Here is a 1,083-nt window from a genome sequence, read left to right as displayed (position 1 = left end):
CTTTTTCAACAGCCCGGATAATGGCGACCACGGCATTAAAGCGCTGCTTGATCTGTCTTTTGAGGCTTGTTATGGTCTCCCCCAACCGGTCCTCCGGGGAGACGCCGTTGATCTCAAAAAAGTCCAGCATGGAAAGCAGGGCCATCGACTGTGATGCTCTTTTTCTTTTGCAGAACCGCCTAAACTTTCTAGCCACCGAACTTTTGATGCTCAGGCTTACAAACCGTTCTTTTTCATATCCCTTGTCCATTTTTTCGTGAAAAATCCCTTGGTTTTATTGGGCCCGGTTGCTTTTTCCGTGAAAAACCTACCGGCCCCTATTTTACTTAATCCTCCCAAACCCCTATAAACAGGGGGTTTTCGGAGCAAAACAAACATGTAGCGCCGCGTGAGCGCGCTACCCTCTTGCTTCTCCATCCCCGCCTTCGGCGGGGCAAAATTTTCTAAACAACCTGACCGTAAAGCCGGTTGCTTTTTATGTTACATTTCTATGGGTATGGCCATCAAGGAAAGTCAAATCAAATTAAGCGATGACCTTTGGAAAACGTATCTCGTTCCAACCCTATAAAGGTATGGAATTTAGGGGATTGCGCATAGAAAAAGCCCATCATAATAAATGGGCTTGTTTAGTGTAATTTACTGTTCAGATTTTGAAAACATACTTATAATTGTATAGATTCCGTATCGCTTCTTCTTCCAACAGGGTATCATAGCTGATATAATGCTTGCGGGCATAGTCACATAACTGTTCCCCAAAACGGCTTTCCACATCTTTTTTGGACATGGAAAGCAAACGTTCTTGGGTATCGGCATCGAGGTTGTTATAATTCAAATAGACCATCGTTTTGAATTTAAAGTTGTTCACAGGTCGTACAGGTCAGGGGCGAAACCATCGGGATAATCCCCTAGGTCGTGCCCTTCTTCCTGCCGTGTTTCAAGTTCCGTTTTTTCCGTACCTTTCATGGTGTGTACTTTATTATAAATCTCCATTATCCGCAAAACTGTAATAACTGCCATCGGGTGCAAGGATGATATGATCAAGTACCTTAACATCCAACAATTCGGCAGCTTTACATATTTTAC

Annotated in this window: 3 protein-coding genes; all 3 read right to left on the bottom strand. The window is 43.6% G+C overall.

Annotation, left to right across the window (positions count from 1 at the left end; all coding sequences use genetic code 11):
- Window positions 1–250, bottom strand: a 250-nt coding sequence (locus OOZ15_RS19845; protein ID WP_265958176.1) for a BfmA/BtgA family mobilization protein, incomplete at its 3' end; no start/stop codon positions are given.
- Between the two features lie 393 nt (window positions 251–643).
- Entirely contained in the window at window positions 644–841 is a 198-nt protein-coding gene (locus tag OOZ15_RS19840; RefSeq protein WP_265958175.1) for a hypothetical protein, read from the bottom strand.
- A 135-nt stretch (window positions 842–976) separates the two neighbouring features.
- The coding region (locus tag OOZ15_RS20390; protein WP_323670664.1) for a JAB domain-containing protein at window positions 977–1,083 on the bottom strand (107 nt) is incomplete at its 5' end.

This window comes from Galbibacter kalidii (assembly GCF_026241135.1).
GTDB lineage: Bacteria > Bacteroidota > Bacteroidia > Flavobacteriales > Flavobacteriaceae > Galbibacter.
The sequence above is the reverse complement of the archived record's forward strand: the minus strand, read 5'-3'. Positions and strand labels throughout refer to the sequence as shown.

Coding starts and splice junctions, on each gene's coding strand:
- OOZ15_RS19840 (WP_265958175.1), bottom strand. CDS start 841: ATGGTCTATTTGAATTATAACAACCTCGATGCCGATACCCAAGAACGT.